The following is an 18,111-nucleotide window of genomic DNA, read 5'->3' as shown; positions in this document are numbered from 1 at the left end:
CAATATGCCGTACGCGCAGTCCGCCCGCCTCATGAACGACCATGAGGCGGGCGGAGGGCAAAAAGACCGGCAATCAGCGTTTCCTTAAATATTCTTGTACCGCGCGCCGTTGGCCGCCGAGCTGACCAGATGGGCATAGCGCCGCAACACCGGATAGGGGCAGTCCTTTTGAGGCCTGACCAGTTCGACGCGGCGTTTTTCCAGTTCGGTCTCGTCCACCAGCAGGTCCAGCTTACGGCCAGGAATGTCGATGTGGATAGTGTCGCCCTCGCGCACCAGGGCAATGATCCCGCCGTCGGCGGCTTCCGGCGAGATGTGGCCGATGGCCGCGCCGTTGGTGCCGCCGGAGAAGCGGCCGTCCGTGAGCAGGGCCACGTCCTTGCCCAGGCCCATGCCGGTGATGGCCGCGGTGGGCGAAAGCATTTCGCGCATGCCCGGCCCGCCGCGCGGGCCTTCATAGCGGATCACCACGCCGTCGCCGGGCTGGATCTTGCCGTCCAGAATGGCTTGCATGGCGTCCTCTTCGGATTCGAACACCCGAGCGCGCACGTCGCGGCGCATCATTTCCGGAGCCACGGCCGACTGCTTGACCACCGCGCCGCCGGGCGCGAGGCTGCCGCGCAGAATGGCGATGCCGCCCTGCTTGGAATAGGCCTGGCCGATGGGATGGATCACGTCCGGGTCCTCAATGCGGGCGTTGAGCGCCTTGAGGTTCTCGCCCACGGTTTTGCCGGTGACGGTCAGACAGTCCTTATGGATCAGCCCCAGCTTGTCCAGTTCGCTCATGACCGCCGGGATGCCCCCGGCATTGTCCAGGTCGACCATGAAATGCTTGCCCGCCGGGGAAAGTTTGCAGAGATTGGGGCTCTTGCGGCTGACCTCGTCAAAAACTTCCAGGCCCATGTCCAGGCCCGCCTCGCCAAACACGGCAGGCAGGTGCAGCACCGTATTGGTGGAGCAGCCCAGGGCCATGTCCACGGCCACGGCATTGGCCACGGATTCGGGGGTGACGATGTCCAGCGGGCGGATATTGTTCTTGAGCAGGTCCATGACCCGCATGCCCGCGGTCTTGGCCAGGCGCACGCGCGCCGCGCTCACCGCCGGGATGGTGCCGTTGCCGGGCAGGGCCACGCCGATGGTTTCGGCCAGGCAGTTCATGGAGTTGGCCGTGAACATGCCCGCGCAGGCCCCGCAGCCGGGACAGGCCCGCTCGGCCATGCGCTCCAGCTCGTCTTCGCTCAAAGTGCCGCTGCGCACCCGGCCCACAGCCTCGAAAACCGTGATCAGGTCGCCGCGCGTGTGCGGCCCGAGATTGCCGGGCAGCATGGGGCCGCCGGAAACCAGCACCGAGGGCAGGTTCAGGCGCATCATGGCCATGAGCATGCCGGGCACGCATTTGTCGCAGTTGGGGATGAAGACCAGGGCATCAAAGGCGTGGCCACGGGCCATGATTTCAATGGAATCCGCGATAAATTCGCGCGACGGCAGGGAAAAGCGCATGCCCTCGTGGTTCATGGCGATGCCGTCGCACACGGCAATGGCCGGAAACTCCAGGGGCGTGCCGCCGGCCATGCGCACACCGGCCTTGACGGCCGAGGCCAGGGCATCCAAATGCATGTGGCCGGGCACCACCTCGCTGGCGGCGTTGACCACGCCCACCAGGGGGCGTTCCATTTCCTCCCTGGTCAGGCCCAGGGCGTAGAGCAGGGAACGGTGCGGGGCTTTTTCCAGCCCGCTCTTCATCTTTTTGCTGCGAGCATCATCCATGGCGGCAATCCTTTGAGGTAAAAAACAACACGACCCGGCGCGATCTCGGCATGCCGGGCAACGGATTTGTCATACGGCAAAAGTCCGCGCCCGTAAACACGCGCGGCGCGCGGGCCCAAGGCAGACGCATCTAATTCCAGGTTTTGCAGGTTTCTTATATTTGCCGTGATGATCCGTCAAAACCAGCCTTTTGTGTGCTGGCTGCGTCATCTGGCGCTTTTTGCTGCTCATGTACTTGAGTACACTCCGCGCAAAAAGTGCCATTTTCCTTGCCAGCACGCAAAAATCTTGCTTCAGCCGTTGCGACGCAGGAAGCTACGGATGAAGACAGCAATTGGTTACGCAAAATTATATCTAGGAAAATCGCTGTCGCTATCCGTAAGCCGCTGACGCGGCAACGGCTAGCGCATTTTTTAGGATTCTCCCGGCACCAGCCATCCGCCTGCGCTTCGCTCCGGCGGAGCAAAGGTGGCTTCGCCTCTTTTTTGTTCGTTCCCCAATCTATCAAGGAATAAGACTTTTTAGATGCGTCTGCCCGCCGCGCGGGCCGGACTGCCGCCGCGTCCACCGGACGAAACCCATGCGCGTCCGGCGGACGGAAACAAACTCAGGCCGTGGCCGCCGGGCCGGAATAGTGCACATGCACGAGCCGCCATCCCCGGCCGGGCCGCCGGACATAAATCTGGCTTTCCCGGCCGCTGGTGTGCCGCTCGCCGTTGTCGGCGCGTCTGGTGGCCGTGAACTCCCAGTCGAATTCCGCCACGGCCGCGTCGCCGTAAAGATGGATGACCGGCTCGCCCGTGAGCCTGAGTTCACGCCTGGAAAAGGTATTCGCCATGGTTTTGGTATAGAAGTTGTCCCGAATGGCTTCCCAGCCGCGCTCATGCCCGCGCGGATGGATAAAGGAAGTTTCCGGCGCAGTGTCCCAGACCTGTTCCGCCAGTTCCGGCTTGTCCGCGTGGATGATGGATTCGCGGTACATCTCGATTTTGTCGCGCAGTTCTTTTCCGGCATTGTCCTGATCTGTCATGGCTGTTCCTTCGGATACGCGCGCGGTTCCGGCGTCAAGGCAGGAGCCGCGCGCCTTTGTTGCGGTTAAAACGTGCCCTTGCGGGGCGGATTGCCGGAAAAATCGGCAATGACGTATTCGCCGTGTTCAAGGCAAAGCGAGGCGAACACCGGGTTGTCCGCGCTGCCGTAGATGCCCTTGATCAGCGGCCGGGCAGCCAGGACGCGCTCCTTCACGGCCATGTCGTCCGCCAGCGCCATCTTGCCCGTCAGGCGCAGCCAGGTCATGTCCTGCTTCACGGCGCAGATTTCCACCGCCGGATTGGCCTGCAACTGCTTGAACACATCCTTGTTTCTGGCCGTGCAGAACCAGAGCTTTCCGTCCTGCTCAAACTGGAACTGAAAAGCCCGCACTCTGGGCTGCGTGCCGTCCATGGTGGCGATGAAGCACATGGGCGTTTCCGACAGAATCCGCGAAATTTCCTGCAATTCCTTACTCATGACATTCTCCTTGCGGCGGGAGCATTGCGTCCCGTTTCAGATTTTCCAGTACAGCGCAAAGGCCCCTGACGCAGGCCTCCCGCTCTTCCCGGTCCATGCCGCGCCAAGCCGTACGCAACATGGCAGCGGAGATTTCCTCCTGCATGCCGCGCAGGCCCTCGCCCCTGGCGGTCAGCACGATGCGCTGCACCCGCGCGTCCGCGGGATCGGGCTCCCGGCGGCAATAGCCCCGCTCTTCCAGGGTTTTGATCAGGCCGGTGACGGTGTTTTTCCGCCTGTCGATGGCCTCCGCCAGGGCGCTCATGCTCAGGGGGCCCTGGCGGAACAGCGCGTGCAGCACCGCGCCGTGGGCGGGCAGCAGATCCGTGACGCCGCGTTCGGCCAAAGCCCTGAGCAAAAAGGCGTTGGCCTGCTCGCGCACGGCGGCGGCCAGGGCGATGACGGCATCCGTACTCTGTTCCATAATCTTGCCACTCCAGTTTATTCGTGGGCGAACTAACCCGTGCAGCCAAATTAGTTCGCCCACGAACCAATGTCAAGATTTTCCTCCCACCGCAAAAAATCCGCCGCTTCCCGGCCCGGTTCCCGCCGCTACGGGCGCGGCCGGGCGACGGCGCTTTGCGCAAAAAGCCCTTTAGGCTTTTTGAGAAAATGTGTAGATTGCCCGCATGCAAAGCTCCACGCCCACCCTGGCCCGCCGCTATGCCTTCAAGCTGCTGGCCAACGTGGCTTCCGTGCCGGTGTACCTGGCCATGGAGGCCATTCTGCCGCGCGCTCTCGGCCCGCGCATGTACGGCAACTACAGCTTTGCCACCAATCTCTTTCAGCAGCTTTCCGGCTTTCTGGACATGGGCACCTCCACCTGCTTTTACAACGCCCTGTCCCGCCGCCAGAACGAAACCGGCCTTATCGGCTTTTACTTCCGCATCAGCCTGCTGGTGGCCCTGATCAGCCTGTTGGCCGCCCTCTGCATGCTGATTCCGCCGGTGGGGGGGCTGCTCATGCCCGACGTGCCGCTCTGGCTCGCGCCCCTGGCCGCGCTCTGGGCTTTTCTGACCTGGTGGGGCCGGGTGCTGCGCTCCATGAACGACGCCGTGGGGGCCACAGTCTCCTCGGAAATGGTGCGCACCGTGATCTCCCTGCTGGCCGTGGCTCTGCTGGGCGTGCTGTTCTGGGGCGACTGGCTGAACATCCACAGCCTCTTCGCCCAGCAATATCTCATGCTCGGGGCCACGGCCCTGGGCTACTGGCTGGTCACGCGCCGCCACTGGCGCGAGCGCGAGGAAAGCCTGCGCTTCCATCTGAGCAAGGCGCAGAACCGGGCCTATTGCCGCGAATTTTTCGACTACAGTCACCCGCTTTTCGTCCAGGCCCTGCTTTCCTTTCTGCTGCTCACCGCCGAGCGCTGGCTGCTGCAATGGTTTGACGGCAGCGCGGAACAGGGCTTCTTCGCCCTGTCCCAGAAAGTCAGCATGGCCTGTTTTCTTTTTGTCTCCGCCATGACCCCCCTGATCATGCGCGAGCTTTCCATCGCCTGGGGCCAGAAGGACCGCGTGGCCATGGCCCGGCTGCTGACCCGTTTCGCCCCCCTGCTTTACGTGGTGGCGGCCTATTTTTCCTGCTTTACCCTGGCCGAGGGCCCGGCCCTGGTGAACATCTTCGGCGGCGCGGAATTCACGGCGGCCATCCTGCCCGTGCAGATCATGGCCCTCTATCCCTTGCACCAAGCTTACGGCCAGCTGGCCGGCTCGGTCTTTCACGCCACGGGGCGCACCCGCGTGCTGCGCAATATCGCGGCCCTGGAGTGCGTGTACGGCTTTGCCACGGCCTGGTTTCTGCTGGCCCCGCCGGACCTGTTGGGCCTCAACCTCGGGGCTGTGGGCCTGGCCCTGAAAACCGTGTGCGTGCAATGCCTGACCGTGAATTTGTATCTCTGGCTGGCCTCGCGCTTCATTCCCCTGAACTTCTGGCGCAATTTCGCCCATCAGATCTGGAGCCTTGCCGCTCTGCTGCTGCTGGCCTTTGCCTGCCGCGAGCTGACCATCGATCTGGGCTTCGGCGATCTGGACTCCTTCCGCCGCTTCTTCATTTCCGGCGTGCTTTACAGCCTGCTCTGCCTGGGCCTCTGCCTGGCCGTGCCCCAGGTGCTGGGCCTTTCCCGCCGGGAATTGCGCGAGCTGTTCATCCGCCTGAAAAAATCCCGCCGGGGTGCGTAGGGCAGACATCTATAATGCTATGTTCCTGCCATCGCTACATGCCGTGATGATCCAGAAAAACCAGCCTTTCGTGCGCTGCCTGAAGTGCGTAAACATCCCTTGCATTCTTGCGGCGCAGAGACTATCGTTTTTCCTACCGGCTGGGGGAGCCTTTACGGCTGAGAAAGGGTGTTAGCGCCCTGACCCCTAGAACCGCGCAAACGCGCGGCTCTGCACCTGACGCAGATAGTGCTGACGAAGGGAAGCTGGCCGACCTGCCGCCGCAGGTTCGCGCTCGCCCGCAGACATTCCGGTCCGCGGGCTTTTTTTGTTTTCGGGAGGTTCGACATGGATGTGATCGTCAACGGCGAAACCGAAACCTGCACGGAGGCCGCCAGCGTGGCGGATCTGCTGCAAACGCGCGGTCATGACCCCAAGACCGTGGTCGTGGAGCACAACGGGAACATTGTCCCCGCCGACGCTTTCGCGGCCACGCAACTGCACGGCGGCGACGTGCTCGAAATTGTGCAGTTTGTGGGCGGCGGCTAGAACGGCTTTCTCTTTTCCCGCGGGCGGCACGGTCCGATGGGAGAGGTTGAAGCCGTTTTTCCCTTTTCCGACATCAGAACATCCTGACGGAGAAAGATATGAATGATCCCTTTGTGGTCGGCGGCGTGACCCTTAAAAGCCGTCTGTTCATCGGCACGGGCAAATACAGCGCCGACAGTCTGATTCCGGCGGTGGCCGAGGCCAGCGGCGCGGAAGTCATCACCGTGGCCATGCGGCGGGTGGAAAAAGGCCAGCAGGGCATCATGGGCCATATTCCCAAGACCATGCGCCTGCTGCCCAACACTTCGGGGGCGCGCACCGCCGATGAGGCCGTGCGCCTGGCCCGTCTGGCCCGCGCCGCGGGCTGCGGCGACTGGGTCAAGATCGAGGTCATTTCCGACACCCGCCACCTGCTGCCCGACGGCTATGAAACCGCCAAGGCCACGGAAATTCTGGTCAAGGAAGGCTTCACCGTGCTGCCCTATATCAATCCGGATCTTTACGTGGCCCGCGCCTGCGCGGAGGCCGGTGCCTCGGCGGTCATGCCGCTGGGCGCGCCCATCGGCACCAACCGGGGCCTGCGCACCAGGGAAATGATCGCCATCCTCATTGAGGAGCTGGATCTGCCCGTGGTGGTGGATGCGGGCATCGGACGTCCCTCCCAGGCCTGCGAGGCCATGGAGATGGGCGCGGCGGCCTGCCTGGTGAACACGGCCATTGCCTCTTCCGACGATCCCGTGCGCATGGCCGGTGCCTTCAGGGCCGCCGTGGAAGCCGGACGCAACGCCTGGCTGGCCGGAGCCGGCGCGGTTATGGCGCGGGGCGGGGGAGCTGAGGCATCGTCGCCGTTGACGGGATTTCTGCGATAGGGGATATGCCAGATGGAAAATTTTCAGGAATTTTTGCGGGCCTGGCCCGCCGAGCGCCGGGCCGGGGGCGTGGCCGACGTCACCCCGGCCAAGGTGCTGGCCGTACTGGACAAGGACGTGCTGCAGCCCGCCGACTTTCTGACCCTGCTCTCGCCCGCCGCCGGGGAATGCCTCGAAGCCCTGGCCCGCAAGGCCCATGACCTGACCCTGCGCTATTTCGGCAGGGCCGTGAACATTTTCACGCCGTTGTACATTTCCGACGTGTGCACCAATCAGTGCCGCTATTGCGGCTTCAACGCCAAAAACAAGCAGCCGCGCCGCCATCTCAGCGTGGAAGAAGCCTATGCCGAGGCCAAGTCCATCGCGGAGATGGGCTTTCAGCATATCCTGCTGCTCACGGGCGACGCGCCCAAGCTCTCCTCGCCGGAATACATCGCCTCGGTGGCGCGGCGGATCAAGCCGCTGTTCGCCTCCGTGGGCGTTGAGGTCTATTCCCTCACCGTGGAGGAATATTCCCTGCTGGTGGAAGCGGGCGTGGACTCCATGACCATGTTCCAGGAGACCTACAATCCCGAACTCTACGCATGGCTGCATCCCGTGGGCCCCAAGCACGACTACGGCTTCCGCCTCAACGCGCCGGAACGCGCCGCGCGCGCGGGCATGCGCTCTCTGGGCGTGGGCGCGTTGCTGGGCCTGGAATCTTTCGAACAGGACGCCTTCGGCACGGGCCTGCATGCCTGGTGGCTGCAACGCAATTTCCCCGGCGTGGACGTGAGCGTGTCCATCCCGCGCATCTGCCCGCACGAAGGCGACTTCGACGTGCAACATGCGGTGGACGACCGCCATCTGGTGCAGTACGTCACCGCGACGCGTTGCTTTTTGCCGCGCGCGGGCATCACCTGCTCCAGCCGCGAAAGCGCCTTCATGCGCGATCATCTGGTGCCCCTGGGCGTCACCCGCGTGTCCGCCGGGGTGTCCACGGCCGTGGGCGGCCGGGCCACGGAGGACATGCACAACCCCGGCCAGTTCGAGATCACCGACCACCGCAGCCTGGAACAGATGAGTTCCGCTCTGGCGGGCATTGGTTATCAGGCGGTGATCAAGGATTGGGAAGACCCGGCGGCATAATCGTTCAGCAAACGGCGTGTTCGTGGACTCTTTCCGTGCACACGCCGTTTTTAGAACATTTCAACTTTGAAATGCTCTAGCCCCGAACACGGTGAGGCGCGCCGCGAGGACCGACCCAACGCGGCCCGTAAGGCCGTGCCTGTAGCCCAAAGGGCGTACAGGCATCGAGAGCAACGCGGCGTGGATTCCGGAAAAAACCGCGTTTTTTCCGGAATGCCCCCTTTGAAACGCAAAGCGTTTCAAAGGGAGTCCGCTCTAGACCAGGATTGCACCCATGCGGACGCCGGATCTGGAAATTCTTCTGAAGCGGCATGGCTTCCCGCTGTATGTCTATGACAGAAAAGCGATATCCGGGCGGATCGCCCGGCTGCGGGACATCTTCAGCGGCTTCGACATCCTGTATTCCATGAAGTGCAACAGCAACCGCGAAATCTGCCGGCATATGGCGGATTGCGGTGCGGGCATTGACGCGGCCTCGAAAAATGAGGTGCTCACGGCGCATGCTCTGGGCGTTCCCAGGGAAAAAATCCTGTTTTCAGCCCCCGGTAAAAGCGATGACGATCTGCGGGAAACGTTGGATAAATGCCTGATTATCGCTGATTCCTATACCGAGCTGCAAAGGATCGACGCCATCTGCGCAAGCCGGAACATGACGTGCGCGGTGGGCCTGCGCGTCAATCCGGATTTTTCCTATGGGCCGGGCCCCTGCCCGGCCATGCGGCCCGGCCTGCCCCTTGAGTTTATCGACTTCGGCGGCGGCCTCGGCATTCCCTACGCCGGGGAAATGCGATCCCTGAACATGGAACGGCTTCGCGGACATCTGGCGGGCCTGCTGCGGCTTATTCCGCAAGACGGTCCGGTTCCGGCGCGCCGCTATGTGGAAAGCGGACGTTTTCTGGTGGGCGATGCGGGCGTCTTCGTCACCCGTATTGTTGACATCAAGCGCTCGCGAGGCAAAACTTTCGTCATCGCGGCGGGCCTGCTCAATCATTTTCTGCGTCCGGCCATTGCGGGCCTGTTTGAGGCCCTGCCGCTTGAACCGGCATACGCCGGACCTTGCGAACCCTTGTGAAGCGGACGCGGTACATATGTTCCCAAAGCCCTCGGCCTGCCCGCGCCCGCTGAAATAGTGACCATCTACGGCAATCTGTGCACCGGCATGGATACTGTGGCCAGAGACGTCGTTCTGGAAAACGCCGTTGTAGGCAATATGCTGATTTTTGAAAACGCGGGCGCGTATGCCGCCGCGCTGAGTCCGCACGGTTTTTCCAACCATCCGGAAGCCGGGGAATTCCTGTGTGGCTGAACCTCACGAAGCCTCCCCGCACAACGCAATAAGGAAACACCCATGATCAACAGCCTGCGCCGGGGTCTGGCCCGCTATTTCACTCCGGAACAACTGGCCAGGCTGCGCGCCGCGCGCGTGGGCCTGGCCGGGGCCGGCGGCCTGGGCTCCAATGCGGCGCTCATGCTGGCACGTTGCGGGGTGGAGGATCTGCTGCTGGTTGATGACGACGTGGTGGAGCCGTCCAATCTCAACCGCCAGCAGTTCTGGCCGCGCCATCTGGGAAGCCCCAAGGTGGAAGCCCTGGCTGAGTTACTGCGCGAGCTCAATCCGGACATCCGGGTGGAGACGCGGCGGCTGCGCCTGGGCCCCGCCGATCTGCCGGAAATCCTGCCCTCCTGCCCGATCTGGGTGGAAGCCCTGGACGATCCGGAAGCCAAAACCATGCTGGTGGAGCGTGCCCTGCTGGACGGGCGCATGGTGGCCAGCGCCTCGGGCATGGGCGGCTACGGCGGCCCCCCCATGCAGAAACGCCGCCTGGGCCGCCTGACCCTGGTCGGGGACTTTACCACCGACGTGCTCGCGGCCCCGCCCCTGGCCCCGCGTGTCACCCAAGCCGCGGCCCTGCTGGCCGACGCCGTGCTGGAATTTATTTTGGGGGAGGAAGGATAGAGGTGTGCCGCGGTCAGGGCAAAGGCTTGACGGAAATTTCGCGGTAGACGCCCCTGGCCGGGTCAAAGGCAATGACGCGTTCCGCCCAATGGCGCAACGGCTCGTCAGACTCGCAGGAGCCTTCCAAGCCTATGGGCAAATCCGGGGCGACGACGTGGAAAGCGTCCCAGGAGCGACCGTCGATACTGCGTTGTTTGACCGTCACCGCCGGGCCTGAAGCAGGGCTGTAGCCCGCGCTGAAAAAACCGAGCGGGGTGTAGAAATTATCCCCGCAACCCAGAAAAAGCTGACTGGCCCATAGATTCAAGAGCGGGTCTTCGTTGAGCATGAAATCCATGATGCCGTCATGGTTGAGATCCGTGGGGACGATATTGCGGGTTTCGCCATGATACGCGGATTCCAACTGCTGCTGCCGTGGCCAGTCTTCCCTTTTTTCATACGCCGCCGTGAGCCGCTTCGGGTCAAGAGGCAGAACGGTCATGATTTCCAGTTCTCTCCAGTGTTCCTTGGCTTCTTCCACCCCGATGCGGGCCTCGGGCGTTCCCACCCGCCGGATGCTCGCCGCAAGCCGGGCCGCTTCAGCGGACTGCCCGGATGCGTCCTTCTTTGCCTTACGGCCGGACTCCCGCTCTTTTCGCTCCTCGTCGTACTTCAGGCTCTCCAGCTCCCGCGCTTTTTGGGCGTCGTCATGGGACATCAGCTCCAAATAAAAGAGAGGGGCGTCGGCGGGCATGCCCGCCCCCCGGCACTGCGGCGGCTTGAAGGCCGCATTGGCCGCGCAGAGCGGCAGCACAGCCGGTGCGAGCAGGGCCGCCAGCATCAGCGGAACCAGCAGGGCCGGAACAAGGCCGCGCAAACGCCGGATATGGGCAAAACGCAGACGCCCCATGCGGGTTCCCCTTCGGAGGACGGATTAGGGCATTTCAACTTTGAAAATAGTGAAATGCCTTGGCGGCCGCGAGAGCGGACGCCCGCGCCTGAAGCCAAGGCGGGACCACGTTCCCGCCGCGCGTCAGCCGTTGCCGCTGGGCGGCTTATGGATGACGACAGCAACGACAGGCTGTGGGCCGCGTCAGCTTTGGAATTGGCACAATTTCAAAGCGAATCTGCTCTGGCGTTGAACCGTTTGCAAAAAATTCAGCACGCACGCATTCAGGCCATTGGCGGCCCCTCTGCCCGCAACTGTTCCAGCACGCCCGCATCAGCGGGCAGAAAGCCCAGCTCCGGGGCCTCATCCGGAGTCACCCAGCGCAGATTCTGGCCTTCCGCCGGGCAGGGCTCGCCGCTGAAGGCCGTGACGTGGAAAAAGTGCAGACGCACACGAAAACCGCGCTCCGCGTAACTGTGTTCCAGGCTCTGCCAGAAGCGGCACTCGCGCACGCCGATGCCCAGCTCCTCGGCCAGTTCGCGGGCAAGGGCCTCGGCCGGGCTCTCCCCTGCCTCCAGCTTGCCGCCGGGAAATTCCCAATAGCCTTCCAAAGGCTTGTCCGTGGGCCGCTGCGCGGCCAGAAAGCGCCCGCCGCGCCAGATGATGCCCGCAGCCACTTCAATGGGCCGCAGGCCGTCGCCGCTCTCAGGCATGAATCACTCGCTTTCGGCCTGTTTCTTGATAGCCGTTATTTTTTCTTCCAGCCCCGCCATTTCTTCCAGCAGGTCCTCGCCGCGCCGCTTGCAATCCTCAAAGCGCTTGAGCAGTTCGCCGGAGCGGCTGTGGTCCGCATAGACCTCGGGATCAGCCAACCGGCCTTCCACCGCGCTCTGTTCGTCCAGCACGCGGGCCAGTTCCTCTTCCAGAGCCGTATACTTGCTTTGCAGAGGTTTGAGTTCCTTGTGCAGGGCGTTGCGTTTCTCGGCCTGCTCGCGCTTGAGGCGCTTCTGCTCCTCGCGTGAGAAACCGGGCGCGACCTCCCGCGCCGCTTCGGAGCTCATTTTCGGCAGGCCCGCCGCGCTCAGGGCCGCGCCGCCCCGGCTGTCCGTTCCGGCCCCGGCCAGACGCGCCCGGCGGTCGGCGTCATAGGCCGCGAATCCGGCATGGACCGTAATGCCGTTTTCATTCAGTTCCCAGGCTTCGGCCCCTACCTGCGACAAAAGCCAGCGGTCATGGGCCACCATCAGCAGGGTGCCGGTGAATTTTTGCAAAGCCAGGACCAGGGCCTCGCGGCTTTCCAGATCCAGATGGTTGGTGGGCTCGTCCAGCAACAGAAAATTGCAGCGTTTCAGAAACAGGCTGGCCAGGACCAGGCGGCTTTTCTCGCCGCCGGACAGGGCGCTGACCTGGCGGTCGAAATATTCCTGACCCAGCAGAAAGAGGCCCAGCACGCTCATGAGTTCCTCTTCCGTGGTGTGCGGGTCCGAAAGGCGGCGGATTTCGCCCAGCACCGTGGTGTCCGGGCGCAGGGTGTCCATCTGGTGCTGGGTATAGTAGCCCAGGCGCATCTGGGAGGCCGTGACCAGATTGCCGCCGCAGCGTTCCAGCTGCCCGGCCAGAATCCGGAGCAGCGTGGATTTGCCGCAGCCGTTATGCCCCACCAGGGCGATGCGCCCGCCCCGGTACAGCGTGAAGGTCAGGGGCGGCCACATGCTCTTGCCGTCCGGAAAATGAAAGGCCAGATCAGCGGCGGCCAGCACGATCTTTTCCGAGTGCGGGGCCTCGGGCCAGCTGAAATTGAGCTCCTTGCGCTTCGGCTCGGGCCGGTAATCCTCCAGCTCCTTTTCCAGCTTCTTGGCCATCTTCTGGCGCGAACCGGCCTGGCGGGCCTTGGTGGCCTTGGCCCGGAAGCGTTCCACAAAAGCCATTTTACGGTTAATCTCGTCCTGGAGGGCGCGGGCCTCGCGCTCGCGCTGGGCGTTGTATTCCTCCTGCAACGCCAGAAACTGGGTGTAGGTGGCCTTGCGGAATACCGGACGGGACAAGCCCAGATAGAGCACATGGGTGCCCACATTGTCCATGAACATGCGGTCGTGGGCCACAAAGACCAGCGCGCCCTTAAAGTCCAGCAGAAAAGACTCGAGCCACTCCACGGCTTCCATGTCCAGGTGGTTGGTGGGCTCGTCCAGCAGCAGCACGTCGGCCCCGGCCGTGAGCACGCGGGCCAGCTTGGCCCGTTCGCGCCAGCCGCCGGACAGCTCCCGCAGAGTGCGCCCCCACTTGGCCTCGGAAAAGCCCAGCCCGGACAGCACGGCCTTGGCCCGGTGCTCGGGATTATAGCCGTACGTGGCTTCCAGTTCGCTCTGGCGGTGCATGAGCGCGGTCAGGCGGCTTTCGTCGCCGGATTCGGCCGCCTGCTCCCACTCGGCCCAGAAGTCGTTCCAGTCGTGGAGCACGTCCAGCACGTAGGTCAGCAGGGGCGTGTCCAGGGCTTCCCCGGACAACTCCTGCTCCACAAAACCCAGACGGCAGCCTTTGGGCAAAAGCACCCGGCCCCCGTCGGCGGACTCCACCCCGGCCAGCAGGCGCAGCAGGGTGGATTTGCCCGTGCCGTTGGGGCCGCAGACGCAGAGCCGCACGCCGGAATCCACCTCCAGCGAAAAATTGCTGAAGATGTCCCGTCCGCCGAATGATTTGGAAAGTTCCTGAATGGTTATCTTCACAGCCACCCCTCGCGCCGGTAGCCTTCCACGGCCTCGGCCATGCCCTCGGCCAGACTGACCCGGGGCTCGTAGCCCAGCTCCCGCCGGATGCGGGCGGCGTCGCAGAGCCAGCCCGCCTGCCGGGCCTCGCGGTATTTGTCCAGGTTCCAGTTGGGCGCGCGTTGCGGGGCCCGGCTCGGCAGGCAGCACGACAGCCGCGCCCACAATAGTCCCCCGCTGGAGGCCAGTCCCGCCGTCACGGCCATCAGGGGCAGAGGCAGGTGAATCACGCGCAGCCGGGGACGGCCCAGGGCCGCGCCCATGACGCGGCAGAAATGGGCCATGCTGTACAGGCCGCCGTCGTTGATATGGTATACGCCCCGCGCCGTATCCTTGCAGCAGAGCAGCACGGCCTGGGCCATGTCCCGCGCGTGCACGGCGGACACGGGAAAATCGCGGAACGCTCCGGGGCTCACGGCAAAGCCCCTGGCCGCGCCCTTGAACACGGGCAGCAGGCCCTTGTCGCCGGAGCCGTAAATAATGGGCGGACGCAGGGTCACCAGTCTGTCCCCCAGGGCCCGGCCCAGAATCTGCTCCACCAGCAGCTTGGACCAGCCGTAGGCGGAAACCGGCGCGGGCACGGCATTGTCCGCCACGCCGGGCGGGCAGTCGGAAGGGCCGGTGGCCGCCAGACTGGAAACCAGCACGAAACGCGCGGGCAAGCCCTTGCCGGAGCCTTGAGCCGCGGCCTCCACGTCGGCCAGCGCCACGGCCAGAGCGCGCGCGGCCAGCGCGTTGGCCCGCAGATAGTCCTGCCAGCCCAGGCCGAACAGCAGGGCCGCCATGTGGATGACCACATCCTGCCCGGCCAGGGCTTCGGCCAGCCCCTCCCCCGTGCGCAGATCAGCCCGCGCCACGGCCACATCCGCAGGCAGATGCCCGGTGCGCGAGGCCGCGCGGGTCAGGCAGGTGACGTGCGCGCCCGCTGCCAGCAGGCGCGGCAGCAGATGACGGCCCACAAAGCCCGTGCCGCCGGTGACCAGCACCTTTTTGCCGCTCAGATGGGAAAAGCGTTCGTCCGAGGGCCCGGTCATACACTGATCTCCCGGCGGTATATGCGGTAGCGCTTGGTGATCCGGCCCGAAAAATCCTCAATAAGGTCGTCCACGGCCACATTGTCCTCCAGCACCCAGGAGCCTTCCACCCACTGGAAATCCGGCTTGTTGCGGGCTTTTTCCAGCATATAGTCCAGCAGCAGCAGGGGCAGGCCCAGCAGGCGGAACTCCTCCTTGATGCCGAACAGCATGATGCGGTAGCCGCCCCGGATTTCCTCCCGCGCCTGCCACCAGTGCCAGAGCGCGGACAGCCCCAGTTTGCCGTTGAGGCGCTTGAGCAGGGGGTTCATGTCCGGCAGGGCCACCATGCCCGCGGCGGGTTCGTCGTTGTGGAAGAAGAGCACGAAAAATTCCGGATCCAGGATGCCTTTGAGCTCTTTGACATGGTGCTCGGCCTCGCCGTCGGAAAGCGGCGAAAAGCCCCAGTTTTTGGCCCAGGATTCGCGGTAGATATCCAGCATGGTCCGGATGTCGGCGGCCAGTGTGGCCTTGCTGGACGTGCGGCAGGTAAAACGGGCCTCGGCCTTGAGGCGGCCCACTTCCTCCCGCAGCCAGTCCGGCGGCGACAGGCGATCGCGCTCAATGAGGTAGGCGAAAAGATCCTGTTCCTTGCGCAGATGCCAGCCTTCCAGCAGTTCCGCATAATAGGGAGGATTCCAGGGCATCATGATCACCGGGGGCAGGTCGAAGCCGTCCACCAGCAGGCCGCAGGTGTAATTGGCGGAGGGGTTCAGCGGCCCGCGCATGAAGCTCATGCCCTGGGCGGCCAGCCAGCTCCGGGCTTCGCCCAGCAGGGCGTGGGCGGCCTCCGGATCGTCCAGGCATTCGAAAAAGCCGAAGGCCCCGCAGGCCTCTCCGGCATAGGCATTGTACTTCTCGTCCACAATGGCCGCGATGCGCCCCACGGGCAGCCCGTCGCGCAAAGCCAGAAACAACTCGCGCCGGGCCGACTCCCAGAAAGGGTGCGCGCCGGGCGTGAGCAGCTCGCGGTCCTGGCTTTTGATAGGGGGCACCCAGAGAGGCTGATCCGCGTAGACGGTCCAGGGCAGGTCCACAAATGTGGTCAGCTCCTGTTCGGAGCGAACCGGAATGATACTGACGGCCATGGGCCTAGTCCATGCGCAACGCGCCGCGCAGTTCGGCGGGCGAGCGCGCTCCCAGGCGTTCGCAGGCCGCGGGCAGCTCCGCCGCCAGGGCAAAAGCGCTGTCCGGGCGCATGAAGTTGGCCGTGCCCACCTGCACGGCGGCCGCGCCCACCAGGATGAATTCCAGCGCGTCCTCGGCGCTGACGATGCCGCCCATGCCCACCACCGGAATCTTCACGGCCTGTGCCGCCTGCCAGACGCAACGCAGGGCCACGGGCTTGATGGCCGGGCCGGACAGGCCGCCCACCACATTGGCCAGAGACGGACGCCGGGTACGCAGGTCCACGGCCATGCCCAACAGGGTGTTGATGCAGGAAACGCTGTCCGCGCCCGCGTCTTCCACGCTGCGCGCCATGAGCGCGATGTCCGTGACATTGGGCGAGAGCTTGACCATCACATGCTTGCGCGGCGCGCCCTTGCGCACGGCGGCGGTGACGGCGGCGGCCAGCTTGGGATCCTGGCCGAAGAGCACGCCGCCCTCCTTGACGTTGGGGCAGGAAACATTGACTTCCAGCGCGGCCACGCCTTCCTCGCCGTCCAGACGCGCGGCCAGTTCCCCGAATTCCGCCGGGGAGGTGGCGTACATATTGGCGATGATCGGCGTTTCCCGCCAAGGCAGATGGGGCAGCTTGTCCCGGCAGAAGACCTCCACCCCGTCGTTCTGCAGGCCCACGGCATTGAGCATGCCCGCCGTGGTTTCCACAATGCGCGGGCAGGGATTGCCCTCGCGCGGCTTGAGGGACAGGCCCTTGACCACTATGCCGCCCAGGGCCGCCAGATCGCCGTAAGGCGCGAACTCCACGCCGTAGCCGAAGGTGCCCGATGCCGTGAGCACCGGATTTTTCAATTTGAGATCGTGGGTTTGCCCCTTGAGGGTGACGGAAAGATCCATGCTGTTTCCCGGTTGTAAAACGCTTGAGCTTCAGTTTTGTTCCATTCTGGCATACGCAACAAACCGCGTCGGCATGATCGGCGCGGCTGTTTTTGTTCGCTGGCAAGGAAAACGGCTTTTTACGGAGAGAGTGTACTCTTATGGTACTCGACCGAAATAAAAAGCGAAGTTTGACAAAGCCAGCGGGCAAAAGGCAGTTGCGCCTACAATTCGATGTGGTGGGACCAGAACACCGGCCCCTGATTGCACACCTGAATCAGGCCGCCGCGCTTGGCGGGCACCGGCCAGGCATCCGTGGTGCGGACCACGCAGCCGAGACAGGCACCCACGCCGCAGCCCATGCGGTTTTCCAGCGAAAGCTGGGTGCGCACGCCCAGTTCCCCGGCGAATTTCCGCACAGTGCGCAAAAACGGCAGGGGCCCGCAGGCCAGCACCAAGCCGTTTTGTTCGGCGTATTCGCGCATGCGCTCCTGCAGGGAAAAAATGAAATTGTCCAGATCGCCGGACGTATGCTCGCGCAGGCTGTCCAGAGGCACATGCTCGTTGATGCTGTCCACCGGATAGCAGCTGATGGGCTCGCGGTGGCCGAAGAGCATGGTCACATTCCAGGGTTTGGGATGCTCATTGACGTAACCCACAAAGGGGACGATGCCCATGCCCCCGGCCAGCAGCAGGGTGGGCGTGTCCGGCTCCACGGCAAAGCTGTTGCCCAAGGGCCCCCAGACCCGCACCGTATCGCCGGCCTTGAGCTCGGCCATGCGCCGGGTGCCGCGCCCCTGAACCTGGAAAAAACAGATCATGTGACGGGCGGTCATGTGGCAGATGCCCAAGGGACGAGCCCAGGGAATTTCCAGGCCGAACGAGGTGGGCCGGACCATGACGAACTGGCCGGGACGCCACTGCTCCCATTCGGGATGGGTCAGGCGCAGGGCGAAGAAGCGGCTTTCCTGGCCGGTCTGGCCGAAGGGCACCAGATCCAGCACCGTGAGCAATGAAGAACGCGGCTGGGACATGCTCTGTTCTATAAACCCACTTGCCGGGACGGTCAACCGAGGCCCGCGCGGCCTCCCAAGACAATCGAATGGCTGTTTCAGCCGTCGGATATTCGTAAAGCGGGTCTTCCTTGCTTGTTTCCGCGAACTCAGACGGCACAATCGGCAAGAGGGCGGGGGCTGATTTTGCGGGAATTTTGCAAAATCGGCGGTTTTTTCGTGCGGCAAGGCAGCGGCGCCCGCGCGGGAAAGACGGATTTTGTAAAATAACCGTAAAGTGACAGGAAGGCTGACGCAGGCATACTCTTCTCTTTCGCTCCGGGACAACAATGCTCATCCCGTTCATGCGATTGCCCCGGCCCGATCCCGGCGCGGGGCTTTTCATGCGCGGCCCGACGCTGTAGCATAAGCCCCGTTCCCCAC

The 18,111-nt window shown here is 63.9% G+C and carries 16 protein-coding genes and 1 pseudogene; 6 read left to right on the top strand and 11 right to left on the bottom strand.

Annotated features, from left to right (window positions below; translation table 11 throughout):
* Nucleotides 1–84 precede the first annotated feature (84 nt).
* The 4 genes from ilvD to AXF13_RS14725 all read right to left on the bottom strand — a co-directional run bounded on the left by ilvD (nt 85) and on the right by AXF13_RS14725 (nt 3,739).
* Nucleotides 85–1,767, bottom strand: a complete 1,683-nt coding sequence (gene ilvD, locus AXF13_RS14740; protein WP_062254370.1) for a dihydroxy-acid dehydratase — start codon at nt 1,765–1,767, stop codon at nt 85–87.
* 607 nt (nt 1,768–2,374) lie between these two features.
* Nucleotides 2,375–2,797: a YybH family protein gene (locus tag AXF13_RS14735; protein ID WP_062254367.1), complete on the bottom strand. Its 423-nt coding sequence runs from the start codon at nt 2,795–2,797 to the stop codon at nt 2,375–2,377.
* 65 nt (nt 2,798–2,862) lie between these two features.
* Nucleotides 2,863–3,276: a pyridoxamine 5'-phosphate oxidase family protein gene (locus AXF13_RS14730; protein ID WP_062254366.1), complete on the bottom strand. Its 414-nt coding sequence runs from the start codon at nt 3,274–3,276 to the stop codon at nt 2,863–2,865.
* On the bottom strand, nt 3,269–3,739 hold the full coding sequence (locus AXF13_RS14725; RefSeq protein WP_008682549.1) for a MarR family winged helix-turn-helix transcriptional regulator: 471 nt from the start codon (nt 3,737–3,739) through the stop codon (nt 3,269–3,271). The genes AXF13_RS14730 and AXF13_RS14725 overlap by 8 nt, the downstream gene beginning before the upstream one ends.
* Before the next feature lie 205 nt (nt 3,740–3,944).
* Here AXF13_RS14725 and AXF13_RS14720 point away from each other — a divergent pair, with 205 nt between their 5' ends.
* The 6 genes and pseudogenes from AXF13_RS14720 to thiF all read left to right on the top strand — a co-directional run bounded on the left by AXF13_RS14720 (nt 3,945) and on the right by thiF (nt 9,974).
* On the top strand, nt 3,945–5,492 hold the full coding sequence (locus tag AXF13_RS14720) for a lipopolysaccharide biosynthesis protein (RefSeq protein WP_062254364.1): 1,548 nt from the start codon (nt 3,945–3,947) through the stop codon (nt 5,490–5,492).
* 327 nt (nt 5,493–5,819) lie between these two features.
* Entirely contained in the window at nt 5,820–6,020 is a 201-nt protein-coding gene (gene thiS, locus AXF13_RS14715) for a sulfur carrier protein ThiS (RefSeq protein WP_008682551.1), read from the top strand.
* A gap of 98 nt (nt 6,021–6,118) precedes the next feature.
* The gene (locus tag AXF13_RS14710; protein WP_062254362.1) at nt 6,119–6,889 is read left to right on the top strand and encodes a thiazole synthase; all 771 of its coding nucleotides are present in this window, start codon (nt 6,119–6,121) and stop codon (nt 6,887–6,889) included.
* 12 nt (nt 6,890–6,901) lie between these two features.
* Entirely contained in the window at nt 6,902–8,017 is a 1,116-nt protein-coding gene (gene thiH / locus AXF13_RS14705; RefSeq protein WP_062254360.1) for a 2-iminoacetate synthase ThiH, read from the top strand.
* A gap of 274 nt (nt 8,018–8,291) precedes the next feature.
* A pseudogene (locus AXF13_RS14700) lies at nt 8,292–9,323 on the top strand (type III PLP-dependent enzyme domain-containing protein).
* A gap of 42 nt (nt 9,324–9,365) precedes the next feature.
* Complete coding sequence (gene thiF / locus AXF13_RS14695; protein ID WP_062254359.1) at nt 9,366–9,974, top strand: sulfur carrier protein ThiS adenylyltransferase ThiF; 609 nt, start codon at nt 9,366–9,368, stop codon at nt 9,972–9,974.
* Between the two features lie 13 nt (nt 9,975–9,987).
* On the opposite strand, the gene AXF13_RS14690 is transcribed toward thiF, so the two are convergent.
* From AXF13_RS14690 to AXF13_RS14660, 7 genes are all read right to left on the bottom strand, one after another.
* On the bottom strand, nt 9,988–10,863 hold the full coding sequence (locus tag AXF13_RS14690; protein ID WP_062254357.1) for a hypothetical protein: 876 nt from the start codon (nt 10,861–10,863) through the stop codon (nt 9,988–9,990).
* A 263-nt stretch (nt 10,864–11,126) separates the two neighbouring features.
* Complete coding sequence (locus AXF13_RS14685; protein WP_062254354.1) at nt 11,127–11,555, bottom strand: (deoxy)nucleoside triphosphate pyrophosphohydrolase; 429 nt, start codon at nt 11,553–11,555, stop codon at nt 11,127–11,129.
* 3 nt (nt 11,556–11,558) lie between these two features.
* The gene (locus AXF13_RS14680; RefSeq protein WP_062254942.1) at nt 11,559–13,565 is read right to left on the bottom strand and encodes an ABC-F family ATP-binding cassette domain-containing protein; all 2,007 of its coding nucleotides are present in this window, start codon (nt 13,563–13,565) and stop codon (nt 11,559–11,561) included.
* Entirely contained in the window at nt 13,562–14,638 is a 1,077-nt protein-coding gene (locus AXF13_RS14675; RefSeq protein ID WP_062254352.1) for an NAD-dependent epimerase/dehydratase family protein, read from the bottom strand. The genes AXF13_RS14680 and AXF13_RS14675 overlap by 4 nt, the downstream gene beginning before the upstream one ends.
* Nucleotides 14,635–15,765, bottom strand: a complete 1,131-nt coding sequence (locus AXF13_RS14670) for a hypothetical protein (RefSeq protein WP_008682573.1) — start codon at nt 15,763–15,765, stop codon at nt 14,635–14,637. The genes AXF13_RS14675 and AXF13_RS14670 overlap by 4 nt, the downstream gene beginning before the upstream one ends.
* A 4-nt stretch (nt 15,766–15,769) precedes the next feature.
* Nucleotides 15,770–16,696: a dihydroorotate dehydrogenase gene (locus AXF13_RS14665; RefSeq protein WP_062254350.1), complete on the bottom strand. Its 927-nt coding sequence runs from the start codon at nt 16,694–16,696 to the stop codon at nt 15,770–15,772.
* A gap of 203 nt (nt 16,697–16,899) precedes the next feature.
* Nucleotides 16,900–17,709, bottom strand: coding sequence for an iron-sulfur cluster-binding protein (locus AXF13_RS14660; RefSeq protein ID WP_008682577.1), 810 nt, complete (start codon nt 17,707–17,709; stop codon nt 16,900–16,902).
* Between the last annotated feature and the right edge of the window lie 402 nt (nt 17,710–18,111).

The organism is Desulfovibrio fairfieldensis (assembly GCF_001553605.1).
Lineage (GTDB): Bacteria > Desulfobacterota > Desulfovibrionia > Desulfovibrionales > Desulfovibrionaceae > Desulfovibrio > Desulfovibrio fairfieldensis.
This window is presented reverse-complemented; position numbering and strand designations above follow the sequence as displayed.